Origin of the sequence: Bombilactobacillus mellifer (genome assembly GCF_000970795.1) — a bacterium.
Taxonomy (GTDB): Bacteria; Bacillota; Bacilli; order Lactobacillales; family Lactobacillaceae; genus Bombilactobacillus; species Bombilactobacillus mellifer.
Genome location: NZ_KQ034029.1, coordinates 28,433 through 44,713, shown reverse-complemented (window position 1 = coordinate 44,713; position 16,281 = coordinate 28,433). Strand labels below are relative to the sequence as shown.

Annotated in this window: 13 protein-coding genes; 8 read left to right on the top strand and 5 right to left on the bottom strand. The window is 40.6% G+C overall.

What is annotated here, in order from left to right; genetic code table 11:
- Window positions 1-1,392, top strand: a complete 1,392-nt coding sequence (locus tag JG30_RS06415) for an MFS transporter (RefSeq protein ID WP_046317401.1) — start codon at window positions 1-3, stop codon at window positions 1,390-1,392.
- Window positions 1,393-1,475: 83 nt separating this feature from the next.
- A complete protein-coding gene (locus JG30_RS06410) occupies window positions 1,476-3,416 on the top strand; it encodes a hypothetical protein (RefSeq protein WP_046317399.1) in 1,941 nt (646 codons plus the stop codon).
- A gap of 299 nt (window positions 3,417-3,715) precedes the next feature.
- On the opposite strand, the gene JG30_RS06405 is transcribed toward JG30_RS06410, so the two are convergent.
- Window positions 3,716-4,567: an AraC family transcriptional regulator gene (locus tag JG30_RS06405; protein ID WP_046317397.1), complete on the bottom strand. Its 852-nt coding sequence runs from the start codon at window positions 4,565-4,567 to the stop codon at window positions 3,716-3,718.
- Window positions 4,568-4,796: 229 nt separating this feature from the next.
- Here JG30_RS06405 and JG30_RS06400 point away from each other — a divergent pair, with 229 nt between their 5' ends.
- The 3 genes from JG30_RS06400 (at window position 4,797) to iolG (ending at window position 7,811) form a co-directional block, all read left to right on the top strand.
- The gene (locus tag JG30_RS06400; protein ID WP_046317395.1) at window positions 4,797-5,651 is read left to right on the top strand and encodes a GRP family sugar transporter; all 855 of its coding nucleotides are present in this window, start codon (window positions 4,797-4,799) and stop codon (window positions 5,649-5,651) included.
- A gap of 127 nt (window positions 5,652-5,778) precedes the next feature.
- On the top strand, window positions 5,779-6,804 hold the full coding sequence (locus JG30_RS06395; RefSeq protein WP_046317393.1) for a Gfo/Idh/MocA family oxidoreductase: 1,026 nt from the start codon (window positions 5,779-5,781) through the stop codon (window positions 6,802-6,804).
- Between the two features lie 5 nt (window positions 6,805-6,809).
- On the top strand, window positions 6,810-7,811 hold the full coding sequence (gene iolG, locus JG30_RS06390) for an inositol 2-dehydrogenase (RefSeq protein ID WP_046317391.1): 1,002 nt from the start codon (window positions 6,810-6,812) through the stop codon (window positions 7,809-7,811).
- A gap of 172 nt (window positions 7,812-7,983) precedes the next feature.
- On the opposite strand, the gene asnB is transcribed toward iolG, so the two are convergent.
- The 3 genes from asnB to JG30_RS06375 form a co-directional block, all read right to left on the bottom strand.
- The gene (gene asnB, locus JG30_RS06385; protein WP_046317388.1) at window positions 7,984-9,942 is read right to left on the bottom strand and encodes an asparagine synthase (glutamine-hydrolyzing); all 1,959 of its coding nucleotides are present in this window, start codon (window positions 9,940-9,942) and stop codon (window positions 7,984-7,986) included.
- A gap of 223 nt (window positions 9,943-10,165) precedes the next feature.
- Entirely contained in the window at window positions 10,166-11,017 is an 852-nt protein-coding gene (locus JG30_RS06380) for an aldo/keto reductase (protein ID WP_046317386.1), read from the bottom strand.
- 50 nt (window positions 11,018-11,067) lie between these two features.
- The gene (locus JG30_RS06375) at window positions 11,068-11,538 is read right to left on the bottom strand and encodes a nucleoside 2-deoxyribosyltransferase (protein ID WP_052725249.1); all 471 of its coding nucleotides are present in this window, start codon (window positions 11,536-11,538) and stop codon (window positions 11,068-11,070) included.
- Between the two features lie 106 nt (window positions 11,539-11,644).
- On the opposite strand from JG30_RS06375, the gene JG30_RS06370 reads away from it, so the two are divergent.
- On the top strand, window positions 11,645-12,499 hold the full coding sequence (locus JG30_RS06370) for an RluA family pseudouridine synthase (RefSeq protein WP_046317382.1): 855 nt from the start codon (window positions 11,645-11,647) through the stop codon (window positions 12,497-12,499).
- Between the two features lie 37 nt (window positions 12,500-12,536).
- Here the strand turns inward: JG30_RS06370 and JG30_RS06365 are convergent, their stop codons facing one another.
- Complete coding sequence (locus JG30_RS06365; RefSeq protein ID WP_046317379.1) at window positions 12,537-13,646, bottom strand: SLC13 family permease; 1,110 nt, start codon at window positions 13,644-13,646, stop codon at window positions 12,537-12,539.
- Window positions 13,647-13,820: 174 nt separating this feature from the next.
- Between JG30_RS06365 and alsS the strand changes: the two genes are divergently transcribed.
- Together alsS and budA are read left to right on the top strand one after the other, a co-directional pair.
- A complete protein-coding gene (gene alsS, locus JG30_RS06360) occupies window positions 13,821-15,491 on the top strand; it encodes an acetolactate synthase AlsS (RefSeq protein WP_046317378.1) in 1,671 nt (556 codons plus the stop codon).
- 12 nt (window positions 15,492-15,503) lie between these two features.
- Window positions 15,504-16,211: an acetolactate decarboxylase gene (gene budA / locus JG30_RS06355; protein ID WP_046317376.1), complete on the top strand. Its 708-nt coding sequence runs from the start codon at window positions 15,504-15,506 to the stop codon at window positions 16,209-16,211.
- The last annotated feature ends 70 nt before the right edge of the window (window positions 16,212-16,281 follow it).

Here is a 16,281-nt window from a genome sequence, read left to right as displayed (position 1 = left end):
ATGACAGCAACCAAAATAAGTCGTAAAGTGTTAGGGGCGATTTTTGCCACGGGTATTATGTCTTTTTGTGGAGTAGTGGTTGAAACGGCGATGAATATTACGTTTCCCACTTTAATGCGTGAATTTCACATTAATACGGCGACTGTCCAGTGGATGACTACTATTTATTTGTTAATAGTCGCGATTATCGTACCGTTATCCGCGCTGTTAAAAAAACGATTTGTGACTAAAAAATTATTTCTCAGCGCTAATCTTTTGTTTATGAGCGGGGTTTTATTAGATGCCTGTGCACCTAATTTTGGACTTTTATTAGTCGGTCGAGTTTTGCAGGGCTTGGGAACCGGGATTGCCTTGCCTTTGATGTTCAATATTATTTTAGAATCTGTCCCTGCAAGTAAAATTGGTTCCATGATGGGGATCGGATCCTTAATTACAGCCGTCGCCCCCGCTGTCGGACCGACGTTTGGCGGATTAGTTGTGAACAGTCTCGGTTGGCGGTTTATTTTTATTTTTTTGTTACCAATTTTGTTAGTATCTTTGGGTCTAGGGTTGGTGTCTATTCAACAAATTAATCCATTACAAGCGGTTCATTTGGATTGGCTGAGTCTTTGTACTATTATTTTGGCCTTTGTGGGGTTGATAGTCGGTTTTAGTAATTTAAGCAACTTTACTTGGTGGGTAGCTGGCAGTTTGCTCTTGGGCCTTATCGGTTTAGTCGGTTTGACATTTCGTTCTCAAAAAATTGCCCAACCGATTATTAATTTTGCGGTTTTTCAAAACAAACGGTTTTGTGGTCATGTGCTGGCCTTTTTCACATTTAATTTAATTAGCTTAGGATTGGCCTTTATCCTGCCGAACTATATTCAATTAGTTAACCACCACTCAGCCTTTAAGGCCGGACTGATTGTTTTACCTGGTACAGCTATGGGCGCTTTATTAGCTCCTTTTGCGGGACGAATTTTAGATCATTGGGGCGCCCGGGTACCTATTTTAGGTGGGACTATTTTATCTGTAGGCGCGGTTATCTGTTTCAATTTGCAGGCGAGCCGGCTGCAGGATGCTTTAATTGCGTTCATTTATTTCTTTTATATGTCTGGTACGGGCTTAGCTTTTGGAAATATTATGACCAGTGGGTTACAAAATTTAAGTATCGCCCAGCAAGCTGACGGTAATGCTATTTTAAATACTTTGCAACAATTTGCCGGCGCTTGTGGGACCTCGATTGTAGCGGCGATTGTCGCTCAAAGTCAAAAAAGTTGGAGCCAATCGCTAACTTTGGGAACGATTTTCGGCAGTCAGCACGCGTTATTCTTTTTGCTGCTTTTGGGGTTACTTGAACTGGTGGTTTTATGGTTGGCAGTCACCGCACGTCCGCAATCCACTTCAGCTTAAGCTGGAAGTAAATTTCACAACTTTTGCAATCGTGCAGTGTATAATATAATACTGTATGAAAAGCGGTGAAAGGGCGTTAATTTATGAGTAATAAAATTTATCGCGGATTGCTGCTAGCGTTTAGTTTACCAGTGACAATCGGGATAATTTCTAATTTATTAACTATCCACTCATGGCAATTATCAATAATGATGATTGCTTTTTTATGTGGTTATTATCTGTGGTTGCGACCATATTTTTGGCGCATTAGTTCCCACTTAACGAATCAACAAGTTCGAATGGTGATCTATGCTACCTTTGCATTCATTTTGGTTGTACAAATTGGGATTTTAATTGTTTTACCCGCGACGGTCTATCATGATCCTTTTCGGGTGTTATATCAAGCCCAATTAATTAGCCATGGGGATCGTTCCTGGTCGGAGATTACTTATTTTTGGCGATATTCGAATAATGTGGCCATTACCTGGTTTTTATCCCGCTGGTTAATTGTCACGAATGCTTGTCACTTATCTGTTTATTGGTCAGTTCATTTGTTAAATCTGATCTTACTAGATGGCTTTTTAGCTTTAATTGTTTATGCTGTTTATCAATGCAGTCAGCAGCAGTTGCCTATTTTAATTGTGTTAATGCTAATCAGCTGCAGTGCAGTGAGTTATACTTATTTTTTACAAGTTTTTTACACAGATTTACCCTTATTGCTCGCTGTTTTACTAGATTGGCTGACGTTTTTATTTTGGCGACGGCTGTCTACTGCCCAGCGTTGGTGGGCGAGTGGCGGTTTAGTCGTTTTAAATTTAAGTGCGCAAATGATTAAGAGTAATCTGATCATTATTGGAATAGCACTGCTGCTGACTTGTTGTTTTAACCCGACAGCCAGCAAAAAATACCGCCAGCCGATTATTGCAATTTTGATTGGTTTGTGTTTAGCCACGCCCACTAATTGGGTGTTAAATGCTAATATTAATTTTCAAGATAATGCACGTTATCAATTTCCGTTGCTCCACTGGTTCAATATGGGCTATAATTCGCAGACTGCGGGACGTTATTCTCATCGGGATGCGCGAATTTTACGGCGATTACCGAGTAAACAGGCACGCCAGCAATATTTGCAGCACCATTTTCCGCAGCGTTTGCGACGATTAGGCGGGCTCGGAATTATCCGTTTATGGTTTCAAAAAATTGCCATTTTATTTGATGTTCAAAGTTTACCGCGAGCGTATACCGGGGGCTTTCAACAAATACCGCGGAGTTATAGTCGTTGGCAGCGCGGCTTTCATTTATGGGGGCAGTGGAGTAACCAATTAGCCCTACTATTGATTTTAAGTCTCGCCTTACAACAAATCTGGACCACAGCTTGGAACCGCCATTACCAGCATACCTGGTTAGAAATTTTTACAATTATTGCGGCAGGCGGCTTTTTGTTATTCCATACGTTAGTTTGGGAAACCGAAAATCGTTATGGGCAAGTCATTATTTTATTGCTTGGTGGTTATTTGTTGTTGCATTTACCTCAGCCGCCCAAGCCGGCGACTACGGTTGGGACACCAGCAATGCTGGTCACAATAGGGGTCTTACTTTTATGTTTAACACCGCAAATTCTCACCCGGGCCACCAAGCCAGCGACCATGGTAGTTACGGCGCAGCGGAGTCAATTATCACATCAGTACCATTTTAAAACCCCTGAATTTCCGGGTCAGACGCGCTTCTCCCAAACACTGCTGATGAATCATGCGGTCAATAAATTATGGGTTTTGGCACCTAAACGAGCAAATGCTGAAGTAGATTTACTAGATTCTGGCGGCCAAATTCGCCGCTTGGTCCTCCAAAAGAAAACCTGGGTCTATCGCGGCTTCTTACCCGCCGGCCAGTATAAATTAGTCATTAAGGCTCATCACCCGCACCAACGTATGCGAATTGTGGTGACAGATGGCTTGAACTATCGGTTAGCTTTACAGCCACTGTTTATTAATGGTCAAGCCAAACCCTACTATTCCTTAATATATGCGGCGCATTATTCACAATAAAAATTTCTAATTGCTATAGATTTAATCTCTCAGATAAATTCATTGGAGTCGGCCTGATTAGCAAGCAGCTCTGATTAAGCCTTCAATTGCCACAGAAGTAGATAACTTTTACTCAAGTAAAGCTGTTAGTTCAAGTCGACTTGATGAATGTTCTGCTTTACTTTGGAATACTTAGGTGTCAGAGCGTGCAAACTTTTGTCTGATCAATCATTAAAACTTTAATGGAGCCTGTTATGGAAGACTGCTGCTGTTTTTCAACCTCGAAGTTGCAGACAGCTGTAAGTTCCATAAGGGGCTTTTTATTGTTCACGATAGATATTGCGATACTTGCTGGGAGAATAACCGCAAAATTTTTTAAAAACGCGATTAAAGTAAGTAATATTCTCGTAGCCGACCGCTGTTGCTACGTCATAAATTAACATGTGCGGATAATTAATGAGCAGGGTTTGAGCTTCACCAATCCGGCGCCCAGTTAAATATTGTACGGGACTTAAGCCATAATTGTTCTGAAATTCCGAATCGGCATAGGTTTGGCTTAAAGACAAGACTTGGCAGACTTCTTGAATTTGGAGTTTTTCGCTATAATGCTGATCCAAGTAATTCTTAATTAATTGTGCAGTCACGGAACTGGTTTTTTTTAGACAAGCATCAATAAATAAATGATCCATAATAAAGGGTAATAAAGACTGACAAATAATATTGGCTGCGAGGTGCTGAGCTTGAGTAGCTGAAGATTCCAGTAAGTTAAAGGCTACATTAGCTTGGGCAATTAAGGCCCGACTGATTTCCGATTTAAAATGAAAAACGGGTCGAATATGAGAACTAATAAGATGGTAATGGGTCTTTTTAGTGTCAAAAATTAAACCGATACAAATGGAAGGTAAAACCCGGCCTTCGCCGTGTAAAACACCGGTATCAACGATCAGCACATCACCTTGTTGGACCAATTCTTGATTTTCTTCAATTAAATAATAGCCGCGGCCACTTTGGATCAAGGTGATTTCACAAATTTTTTGATGGCGATGAATGCCGCGTTTGACATAGTAATCTTCAGGAGTAATTTTTGCGATATATACCAACTGCGGATTAGCTAAGTCAGTATTTTTGGAAATCTTAGTCCGATTTTGCATTTGTAAAAATCTTTGTTGCATGGCCTTCGCCTCCTATTGATTGAATTAATGCTTATAAAAAGATAATAATAACTAACTTGTTTTAAGACCTAGTGTTGGAAAAACAGTTTTTTGTTGTTAAAAGTATAAGTCTCTTATGTGATTCTGTTCATAATAAGACTAAAGGGCAAATGAAGACGCTTTAAATGTTGATTACTTCAAATTATCTGTGGGCCCAACAGCTTGTTCAGTATGCGCGAGGAGGAAAATTATGGGTATTTTAATCGCACTTGTCCCTGCTTTAGGTTGGGGATTTCAATCGATTGTAATGCAAAAAATCGGTGGGAAATTCACTAATAAAGTTATGGGAATGGCTCTATCGACGTTGGTTATTGCTTTGCTGGTTTTTATCTTCAAACAGCCTAATTGGTCGGCTAATTTATTGTGGGGCTCGATTTTAAGTGGTGCCTTTTGGAGTTTCGGACAAATTTTACAAGTGAAGTCCTTTGACCTCGTGGGTGTTTCCAAGGCCATGCCCATCAGTACAGGCGAGCAATTATTGGGGACGACATTATTTGGAGCTTTTTATTTTAAAGAATGGACTACCCCATTGCAATATATTTTGGGTTTTTCCGCTCTGGTCTTGATCATTGTGGGCATCACCCTGACGACTGTCCAAGATAAAGCCAGTGAAGAAGGCGGCAATATCAAACTAGGTTTAATTATTTTAACCATTTCTAGTGTGGGCTTTATTGGGTATAACGTCTTTCCAAGAGTTTTTAATTTGAATGGTTGGGATGCTTTATTACCACAAGCAATTGCAATGCTGATTTCGGTCATGGTTTTGGTGGCTTTCCAAAAAGACAATGATATGTTTGGCAAAAAAAGTTGGCAAAATATGTTAACCGGACTTTTATTTGGAATCGCGAATGTGGGTATCTTATTTAGTAACCAAATCAATGGCGTAGCGGTTGGTTTTACTTTATCACAATTGAATGTGGTCGTGGCAACCCTCGGTGGTTTATGGATTTTGCACGAAGTCAAATCCAAACGGGAAATGTCTTATACCCTATGGGGTTTGGTCTTAGTCGTAATTGGTGCATTCTTAATTGGTATGACTAAATAATAGCTGATAATAATTAAGCGTCTTCATACTTGGCAAGAGTAATTGACTACTTAAACTTTGTCGCAATAACCACAGCTGCGAGAGTTGGGGGTTAGATGTTAAGGAATAAAGAAAGGATCAAATCAGTATGGTGAAAATTGGTTTAATTGGTTGTGGGGCTATTGCGCATACCCATGTTTCCAACTTGGTGAATCATTTAAAAGGCGAAGAAATTACTGAAGTTTTTGATGTGGTTCCCCAGGCTGCCAAAGATTTAATTAAGGAATATCAGTTAAATGCCCACTTAAGTGAATCAGTGGATGCGTTGGTGAATTCTAATAATGTGGATGTAGTGATGGTCTGCAGCCGTAATGATACCCATGTTGAACCTATCTTAGCGGCCATCCAAGCCCACAAATATGTTTTTACAGAAAAGCCCTTGGCCACCACAGCGGCTGCATGTAAAAAAATTATTGCCGCGGAAGTGGCAGCTGGGCAACGCTTTGTTCAAGTAGGTTTTATGCGGCGTTATGACCCGGCATATCAAGAATTAAAAGCGACCATCGATCAAGGACTCATTGGCGCACCTTTGATGGGCTATTGCCGCCATTTTATGACTGTCCCGCCGACTAGTTATTTCAAAACAGAAAATACGATTAATGATTCTTTCATTCATGAAAGTGATATTATTCACTGGCTTTTTAAAGATGACTATGCGTCAGTCCAAGTTCAATTTCCCCGTCCCAATAGTTTGAATCCTGCCGCTGAATTAAAGGATCCCCAAATTGTCACGGTCAAAATGAAGCAAGGTGCCATTGTGAATGTTTATTTAAATCAAAATTCCCATTATGGTTATGAAGTTCGTTGTCAAGTAATTGGCGAAAAGGGCATTGCACAATTACCCGAAGTAAATCGTTTAGACTTACATGCCGATCGGAAAATTTATCATGATGTAGATTACGATTGGTCAAACCGCTTTGTAGAAGCTTATCAACGGGAATTACAAGATTTTATTGATCATGCTAATCGTCAAGAAGCACTAACAGGACCCACAGCTTGGGACGGCTATATTGCAACAGTGACATCTGATTGTGCTATTCAAAGTCAAAAGAACGAAGCCGTAGTACCTATTGAATTGCCGGAACGACCGGAACTTTATCAAACAAAGGAGTAATCTATATGGATAAAATTAAAATTGGTGTGATTGGAACGGGACGAATTGGACAAATGCATGTAGAGAATTTGGCCAACATGCGTGATAATTTTGAAGTAACAGCCATTGCGGATCCTTATGCTCCTAATTTAGCCGAATTGGCACAAAAATATCAAATCCCCCATTATACGAATGACTATGAAAAAGTATTAGCTGATCCGCAAATTCAGGCGGTAGTCATTGCTTCAGCTACTAATACACATGCTACAATTATTGAAGCTGCTGCTAAGCAGAATAAGAGCATCTTTTGTGAAAAACCTTTAGCCGAAGATGTACCGCAAATTAAACAATTGTTGCAAGTAGTCAAAGATAACGGAACTTGCCTGCAAGTAGGTTTTAATCGCCGCTTTGACCATAATTTTAAACAAATTCATGATTATGTAAAAGCCGGTCAAATTGGGACTCCGCAAATTATCAAGATTTCTTCTCGTGATCCGGAACCACCAAGTATTGATTATGTCAAAGTGTCAGGCGGATTGTTTAATGATATGATGATTCATGATTTCGATATGGCTCGTTATTTAAGTGATAGTGAAGTAGTCGAAGTTAATGCGCAAGGAGCTGTTTTAGTTAATCCAGAAATTGGTGAAGTCGGCGATATTGATACAGCCATTGTAACTTTAAAATTTGCCAATGGTGCTCTAGGCGTAATTGACAATAGCCGCCAGGCCGTTTATGGTTACGATCAACGGGCGGAAGTATTTGGTTCTAAAGGTCAGGCCGTATCGACCAATGATCGTTTGAATAATGTCGAATTGGACCAAAATGAGAATGTTCAGCTCTCCGAAATACCATTCTTCTTTATTGAACGTTATCAGCAAGCCTATCGTGATGAATTTCAGGCATTTTATGAAGCTGTGACTAAAAAACAAGCCCCGGTAGTAGACGGTTTAGATGGTTTGAAAGCCGTAGAAATTGCCCGCGCTTGTGATCAGTCACTGAAAACACACCAGGCAGTAAAACTATAAAACAATTTTGACTTAGTAGTATAAAATCGTTAATTTTTGGCAAGCCAGCACTTGTTGCAGCCAAGATTAACGATTTTTTGTTTGGCCGCAGTTTCAGCAAAAGGGCCAGTAGATCTTAAATGGCACAAAAAAACCATCCTATTTCTCAATAAGGATGGTGGATTTAATAAAATTAAACTAAAGTACCATTTTGAATGAATTCTGCTACATCAGGCTGCACGTGACTATATTTTTCAACGGCTCCATCAAAGTCAATAAAGTACAATTGGTACCAAGTTAAAAAGGTATAAATATTCCACACTTGACGACGGGCGTCAATTTTGTCGTGATAGTTGTCGTCAAGCAATTGTAAAATTTTGTCTTGATCAAAAATATCTTTGACCCAAGGCTGGCTAAATAAAGCTTTGACTTCTTGATAATATTTATCTTCATGCAGCCATGTCTTAACGGGAACCGGGAACCCTAATTTAGGTCGTTTGGCCCAATCGGCAGGCAAATGGCGATTGGCAGCTTTGCGAAAAATATACTTGGTATCTTTATTATTGAGCAAATATTTGGAAGGAATAGAATTGGCTAATTCGGCCACTTTCTTATCTAAAAACGGCACCCGTAATTCTAGAGAATGGGCCATCGAAATTTTATCGGCCTTTTGAAGAATATCGTTTAGCATAAAGTGGTGTAAATCAATGTATTGCATTTGCTTTAAATCTTCCGCATGCTGAACTTTGGCGAAATCTTTTTGATAAAGACCATTGACCGTCAAATCATTTTGATACTCAGGTTGCAAAACGTCATTGGCTTGTGAACTCGTAAAAATGGTGGGTTGTGCCGGATCATAAATCAGCGATTCACCGACATAATACTCGGAAGGTTGAGCTGTTTGACTATAGAGATGAACTTTGCCTGGGAAATTGGGCAGCTTTTGGATACCATGGGCTAATTTATAACGAATTCCCTGGGGCAACTTATGCAAGCCGCTGGCAAAAACCTTAATGACGGTATTCTTAGTATGCAGTCCATAATTGACATAGCCGGCAAAAATTTCATCAGCGCCTTCACCAGATAAAACGACCGTTACTTTTTTACGGGCTAACCGACATAAATACCAGAGGGGAATGACTGAAGGATTACTATCAGGTTCGTCTAGGTGATATTGCATTTCCGGAAAATCGTGGAAAGCCTCATCAGCATCGACAGTAACTTGATTGAAATGCAGGCCTTCTTCATCCGCCAATTGTTTCGCAACACTGGCTTCATCATAAGGTCCGTTATCAAAGTTGACACTAAATACTTCTTGAGGATGTAAAACCGTCGTTACATAACTGGAATCCACACCTTCTGATAAAAAACTGCCAACTTTCACATCTGCGATATTGTGTAATTTAACGGATTCTTTCACCGTTTGATCGATCGCATTGATCGTTTCCGTTTCACTGCGTTGATAATTGACCTGGTAGTGTGCATCCCAATATTCGTGGATTTGGAAATCTTGATCGTGTAATTCAAACCAATGACCAGCAGGAAACCGGTAGACATTTTTGAAGAAACTTTCATCTAAATCATTATATTGGTTCATTAAAAAGGGTTTAACAGCTTCTTTATTGAGGGCTTTGTGAAAATGAGGGTGCTTTAAAAAGGCCTTGATTTCGGAACCAAAAATAAAAGTTTGATCTTGGTGATAGTAATATAATGGTTTGATACCGAAGAAATCACGTGCTCCATAAAGCGTTTTTTGATTGTCATCCCAAATTAAAAAGGCAAACATGCCGCGAACTCGTTGTAGTAGCCCAGCCATGCCCCATTCTTCGTAGCCGTGAAGTAAAACTTCGGTGTCGGTGTGGGTCGTAAATTGATGGCCAGCTGTAATTAAGTCTTTACGTAAACTTTGAAAATTATAAATTTCACCATTATAAGTAATTAAAATGGAACTATCTTCATTATAAATAGGCTGTTTGCCACATTGTAAATCGATCACACTGAGGCGACGAAAGCCCATGGCAACTTGATCATTGGTGTAATAACCGCTGCCTGTAATATTGGGGCCGCGGTGCGCAATCATTTTCATCATGGATTGGATGGTTGCTTCTTTATTAGTAACGCTTGGATCGCTGAAGGCAATAATTCCGCACATATCTTTTCCTCCTCTGCGCTGATAAGACTAGTTTAATGATTGTCTAAATGTCTGTCAATTAAGCAAAGTATAATTCCCAACCTGATCGTCTAAAAAGAAATTTATCCCTAACATCGAACACTCTCTAACCGTTGACATCAACATTTCATGGAACTTTGAAAAGAGCAAAAGCCTCATCTTAAGGATGAGGCTTGAAGCTTAAAAATTAATACGAACACTAAACTTAATAAGGTAACGGACGGTCACCCACATGATCCAAAAAGTCTTGATCTGCCGGATTAGAACCATTAGGTTGCTGTTTATCGAGTTGGGCAATTTGTTGCATTTCTGAAGCAGTCAATTCAAAATCAAAAACTTCAAAATTTTGCTGTAAGCGTTCTTGATGAATTGATTTAGGGAAAATGATGGTTTGTCGTTGTAAATGCCACCGTAAAATTACTTGTTGCACAGTTTTATGGTGCGCTTGGGCAATTGTTTTGAGAACAGGTTCATCAAAGACACCATTACGTGCTTGTCCCAAAGGCCCCCAAGCTTCTACGGCAATACCCTGTTGTTGGAGATGTTGCAGTAAGTCCGAACGTTGAAAGTAAGGATGAATCTCCAATTGGTCAACGGCCGGAGTAACTTTGTCTGGTCCGGCAATTGCTGACAAATGTTTTTCCAAAAAGTTGGAAACGCCAATCGCCCGCACTTGATGGTCATGATACAGTTTTTCCATACCTGACCATGCAGATTCAAAACCTGGAGCCGGCCAATGAATTAAATATAAATCCAAGTAATCCATGCCTAAACGATCTAAAGATTGTTGATAAGCTTTTTCAGGTTCTTGGAATTGGGTCGGCCATAATTTGGAGGTAATGAAAAGTTCTTTGCGATCAATGCCGGCCTTTTTAATTGCCGCTCCTAACCATTGTTCATTGCCATAAAAAGCAGCTGTATCAAAATGACGATAGCCGATCTCTAAAGCCCATTGGAAGGCCTGATAGAATTCCGCTTCATTTTGCATTTTAAAAACGCCCATACCTAATTGAGGGATCTGTACGCCATTATTTAATTTAATCTGCGGTACTGTCATGAAATAACTTCCTCCTGTTCTAAAAACTACTCACTATTCTATATTATATATTAGATTATTAGCCCTTTATATAGTTTAGTAGGAATCAAGTTAAAATCAAAGTCTTTTAATTCTTGTACTTGAGTTAAAAAAGTTTTACTACCTTTAATTAACATCAGATTAATCCCCACCTGTTCCACTGCATCTTCACAAGTTAGAACAATGGGTTTGTGTAATGCTGCCAAATAGCCCATTTCCCAGGCGGTTCCCATATCTGGCTGGACATTGTCCCAGACAACCACTGCAAGATCGGCCAATCCCATTGCTGTTAAATCATTATTATAAGTTTCCGTGGCCCATTCGTAGCTGCCAAAGATGCCTGCTGGATCATTTTCGGCAGTAACGTTTTGATATTGGTGCTCTCGGGGACTATGGATATAACCTACGGTCGGATTGTGTTCTAAAGCAGTATGGGCCCGAGTTACTAAATCATTTTGTTTATCGGAAAAAAAACCGCCAGCCAGATAAATTTGTTTTTTCATGGGCATCATCCTTTATTTTTTATCTTATTTTAACTTAAAGTTGGTTGACAAGAAAATCTATTTTTGCGTATGTTTTAACTAGAGTAATTTAAAGGATGATTTTCAGATGCAAATCAGTTTAACTAATCCCACGCAACAACCGCTAACTGTCAAAAAAGTGCTCACCCAACAAGGGGTGAGCCATCGTTTATATCACAAGCTAAAACAAATCCCTGCTAATTTTGTAGTGAATCACCATCGGGTGCCGGCGGATTATTTAGTTAATCCCCAGGCCACTGTGTGCTTTGAATTGCCGACGGAAAATAATCCGGACCTCACTGCCAGCTTTCAACCATTGAATTGCGTATATGAAGATGATCATTGGCTAGTAGTCGATAAACCCGTGGGTTTAAGTAGTGTCCCGGGACCAAGTAATCGAATTGATACTTTAACCAATCGTGTGAAAGGTTATTGGCTGCAGCAAGGCTCTGAGAACTTAGTGCCGCACATCATTACGCGTTTGGATCGGGATACGCAAGGATTAGTGCTGATTGCCAAGCACTTATTGGCTAACAGTTGGGCCCAGCAACAATTAGCCCAGCAACAAATTAAAAAATATTATTATGCACGCGTTGCCGGGCAATTAAGCACCAGCCATGGTCTGCTGGATCAACCTATTGGGCGCCAGGGACAACAGATTGCGCGCCAAATTATGGCCGAGGGTCAGCCAGCTCTGACTGAATATTGGGTGCTGCAAACTCAGGCGACCGATACGTTAGTAAAGGTGCAATTGCATACCGGCCGGACGCATCAAATTCGAGTTCATTTTGCCGCTACAGGACATCCACTTTTAGGAGATCAATTATATGGTGGCCCGGTGAGCTCGACTTACCCACACCAAGCTTTAGAAGCCTATTACTTAAGTTTTTTCGATCCTATAACCCAAAAACCGCTGACTTTTACGTTACCACTACGCATTTAAAGATGGGGCACCAGCATCCAAGTGTGTGGATCGTTCATTATGGGAAAATAAGCATTAAGCCCCAGCTGAGGAGACCAATAATAATTAATAAAATCAGATTAACGAGTAACGAATGGACAAAATAAGCTCCCAAATGACGTTTCTGGCTGTGAATAATATATTGTTTATAGGCAAGCAAATTACACATAGAAGCAATGGTAGTACCCAGGCCACCAGTATTGGTGCCCAAAAAAATAGCCGGGATATTTTGGGTGAATTTAGCGATTAAAATGGTAGCCGGCACATTACTCATGAACTGGCTGAACCCCACCGCTGTTAAAAAAGTCGATTGAGGGGTATGTACAAGATTTTGTAAAACACGCGCGATACTAGGAAACCGGCTAATATTACCGACAGCTACGAAAAAACATAAGAAAGTTAAAATCGTCGCGTAATCCACTCGGAATAAAATTGCTTTATCTAACAAAATAGCAGCCGTTACAGCAACGGCAACGGCAATTAGAGTAGGGATAATTTTAAAAACAGCTAAAAAAGTTATAATCGTTACGATTAAGGCGATGATTAAAGCGCGTGGCTGGATATTATAGTGCTTCACATGAACTTCTAAGGTCCGCGGTTTAATTAACACCCAAGTAATCAAGAGCAGCAATAGCAACCCCAAGAGTGAATAGGGCACTGAAATTTTAAAAAAGTCAAACAGCGCCAAATTATAGTGGGAAAGCAAAAATAAATTATGGGTATTGCCAAAGGGGGTTAAAGCACTGCCAATATTGGCAGCAGCTGTGATTAACACTACCCCCCAAATTTGGTTAGTGTGCGGTTGATGACCAGCGCGAAAAAAAAGCGGTACCATGATAAGCACGGTGACATCATTGGTAATCAACATTGCCCCGCCAAAAGCCAGTATCACCAACATCCACATTAATTGGCGGGTATCGCGGGCTTTGGCAGTGAATTTAGATGAAAAATACTGTAATAAACCAATATCTTCTAAGATCTGTACTAAAATCATCATTGAAAGTAACGAATATAATGTATGAAAATTAATATCCGCTACTTGCGGGGTACTTAAGAAACTAGTGATGATTGCTGCCGCGGCTGCAAGCCATAACATTGTATCCGTGGCAAGTGTCTTGAAGATCTGCATAAAATGACCTCTTAATATCTGGAATGAAAACAAAACCATTATTATTCTAATGGAAAGCTTTCCGTTAATAAAGTATAGATTGAGAATTTCTATGAAATGAATTCCAATTGACATCAGAATAGAGATTCTTTATGCTGAGAGAAATTATTTGGTTTAGATAAAGGAAGGTAGTCAATGGAACAGACAGGAGCGCAGGCTTTAGTACAAACAATGATTAATTATGGTATCCAGTATGTTTTTGGCATTCCGGGAGCGAAAGTGGATGCAGTCTTTGAAGCTTTAGCGCACAATGATGATCCGCAAACGCCGCGTTTAATTGTAACACGTCACGAACAAAATGCGGTCTTCATGGCTGCTGCGGTAGGACGTTTAACTGGCAAGCCGGGAGTAGTTTTAGTGACTTCGGGGCCAGGAGTGGCTAATTTGACGACCGGATTGGTGACTGCGACCGCCGAAAACGATCCAGTGATTGCGCTAGGCGGACAGGTGCCACGGGATGATTTGGCCCGTTTAACCCATCAAAGTATTCCTAATCAAGAGATTTTAAATCCAGTCACTAAGTATAGTGTAGAAGTGCAAGACCCGAACAATCTTTCCGAAGCTTTCGCTAATGCTTATCAAGCCGCCGTGGATGCTAAAAGTGGGGCTACTTTTATTTCTTTGCCACAAGATGTCGTGAATGCCAAAGTGCAGCGGCCAATCATGCAGCACAACCAACCGATGGCGCAGGGGGTTTTAGCACCTGCTGCTTTAACTCAATTTGTGCAGCGAATACAAAAGGCCCATTTGCCCGTCATTCTAGCCGGAATGCGGGCTTCAGACCAAGCCACGACGAAGGCTTTGCGGCGCTTTTTACAAAAAGTACCCCTACCGGTAGTCGAAACTTTTCAAGGTGCCGGCATTATCTCCCATGAATTAGAGCATTTATATTACGGCCGAGTAGGTTTGTTCCGCAATCAAACCGGAGATATGCTGTTAAAACAGGCCGATTTAGTTATTACTATCGGCTATGATCCCATTGAATATGAAGCCCGGAACTGGAATCAAAATCGAAAGGGTGCAGTGATCAATTTAGATAGTGTGGCACCGGAATTAACCCAAGATTATCAACCAGATATGACCTTACAAGGCAATTTAGCAGATACTATTGATGAATTGACTAATCTATTTCAAGACTCTTATGTGCTGAAATCAGACACTCAAGCACAATTAGCGCAAATTAAACAAGAATTTGATCGCCAAGATACTCCGCCCCAACGAGCTCATCAAAACACCGTGCATCCTTTAGAAATTGTGCAAGAATTACAAAAACAAGTAGACGATTCGATGATTGTGACCGTCGATGTCGGCAGTCATTATATCTGGATGGCCCGGCATTTTCGTAGTTATGAACCACGTCATTTATTGTTTAGTAATGGGATGCAAACTTTAGGGGTCGCGCTTCCTTGGGCAATTGCAGCGGCTTTATTATACCCTGACAAAAAAATTGTCAGTGTCGCCGGAGATGGGGGCTTTTTGTTTTCAGGACAAGAATTAGAAACGGCCGTCCGCCTGCAAGCCAATATTGTTCAATTAGTCTGGGTGGATGGTTATTATGATATGGTACGCTTCCAAGAACAAACGAAATACGGACGCACTGCCGGCGTGGATTTTGGACCCGTAGACTTTGTAAAATATGCTCACAGTTTTGGCGCCCAAGGCTTACGAGTTGACCAACAGCATAGTTTGCCGCAAGTTTTAACGCAGGCGTTTGTGTTGTCAGGTCCCGTAATTGTGGAAATTCCCGTGGATTATTCGCAAAATCAACAGTTAAATCAAGAATTGCTGGATAATCCTTTTAATTAGAAAGGTCAACCTATGACAGAAATATTATATCAACATGGTACGTTAGCTTTATTAGTTCCCGGCTTATTAACGGGAACGATTAGTATGCAATCGCTTTTGCAACACGGCGATACCGGCATTGGCACAGGTGAAGGTTTGGATGGCGAATTAATTATTTTGGATGGACAACCTTACCAAATTAACGGTCAAGGTCAAATACAAACCGTAGCCAAGACTTTTACCATGCCGTTTGCCGATATTCACTGGGCCCATTATCAACCACTGGGTACATTACAGAATTTAACTTCTACGCAGTTATATCAACATTTAACTCACCAAATCCAAGCACCTAATGTATTTTACTCGGTAAAAATTCAGGGACAATTCCAACAACTGAAGACACGGTCTGTCAACCGCAGCGAGCCGCCTTATGCCACTTTAACTCAAGCCGCTCAAGCACAACATGTTTTTCAGGCCCCCCAAGCCACGGGGACTTTATTAAGTTATTATGCGCCGCAGTTATTTCACGGAGCGGCGGTGGCCGGCTATCATAGTCATTTTTTGGCGGCAGATCATTCGATTGGCGGTCATGTTTTAGATTTTTCCTTGGTTTCTGGACAAGTAGAGTTCCAAATTTTCGATACCTTGCAACAACACTTTCCTATCGACAATTCGGACTATATGCAGCATGATTTTGCAGCCGATGAATTAGATCACGCCATCCGTAAAGCCGAATCTTAAGCTGGAAATAAACAGTTGTGGTAATTGCTTTAGCAGCATCTTTGGAAAGATTCAAAAGGTGCCGGCCGGC